General features: G+C 44.2%; 1 protein-coding gene. It reads left to right on the top strand.

The genetic code is table 11. From position 1 onward, the window contains the following. Window positions 1-1,276 (top strand): CHAT domain-containing protein (locus tag GY683_RS06430; protein ID WP_297287958.1); only part of this gene is annotated, 1,276 nt, incomplete at both ends.

The following is a 1,276-nucleotide window of genomic DNA, read 5'->3' as shown; positions in this document are numbered from 1 at the left end:
GCCTCTCAGACACTTAAACCAATCCAATCTGTCTTAGAAACGGGTTATCGTACTCTCCCAGGCACATTTGACGAAGTTGTCAAACCTGTCCATTATGGACTTGCCGATTTACTGTTACAAAAAGCAGCGACGACTAGTAACGCTCAAGCGCAGCAACATCAACTCAAGGATGCAGTAGCCACTGTCGAATTGGTGAAAGTGGCTGAACTTCAAGAGTATTTTCAAGATAAATGTCTTCTGAGCCGACAACCTAAAGCCATAGAACTTGATCAAATTTCATCGCATACAGCCATACTTTATCCTATACTTTTGCCTGAGAGATTAGTCATTATCGTCAGCGTAGCAGGTGAACTCCATCAAGTCGTTGTACCTGTTGGTGCCGATCAGGTGAACAAGGCGACTTGGGATTTGAGACTGGGTTTACAAACCCGCCCTAATAACCGCTTTTTATACAAGGCAAGGCAACTCTATGACTGGTTGATACGCCCCATCAAAACATTGTTGACTGATCACCAAATTGATACTTTAGTCGTGGTGCCAGAGGGCAAATTACGCCTGATTCCCTTTTCCACCCTACATGACGGCGAGCATTTTTTGGTTGAAAAATATGCGATGGCACTGACACCAGGGCTGACATTGCTTGATCCAAAACCAATTCGTTGGGATAACAGTAATATCCTCTTGGTTGGTTTATCCGATGCTGTGCAAGAATACCCGCCGTTGCCCAACGTGCCAAAGGAATTGCAAACCATATTAGACTCTACTCAGGGCATTGCCAATAGTAAGCGCATTTTAAATGCAGAATATTCTATTAAAAACCTTCGTCATCAATTGAAAAGAAGTGACTATTCAGTCATTCATCTGGCGACACATGCTGAATTTAATGCCGATCCAGAACGTACCTATTTATTGACTTACAAGGACAAAATGACGATGAATAAGCTACAAGAAGTGATCGGCTTAGGGCAATCCCAAGCCGCGCCCCTGGAATTATTGACTTTGAGTGCCTGCCAGACTGCTGTCGGTGATGATCGCGCCGCGCTAGGGCTCGCCGGGGTTGCTGTAAAAGCAGGTGCGAGGAGTGCCATCGCTACTTTGTGGTTTGTTGACGATGAGGCGACTTCAATCGCTATCACTCAGTTTTATCAACAACTTTTGAAAACGCCTGGGCTTTCTAAAGCTAAAGCATTACAAAATGTACAGAAAAAACTGATTACCCAAGATCGCTATTGGCATCCTAGCTATTGGGCACCGTTTTTATTGATTGGAAATTGGT

Source organism: Moraxella sp. (assembly GCF_024227015.1).
Classification (GTDB): domain Bacteria; phylum Pseudomonadota; class Gammaproteobacteria; order Pseudomonadales; family Moraxellaceae; genus Moraxella.
The sequence above is the reverse complement of the archived record's forward strand: the minus strand, read 5'-3'. Positions and strand labels throughout refer to the sequence as shown.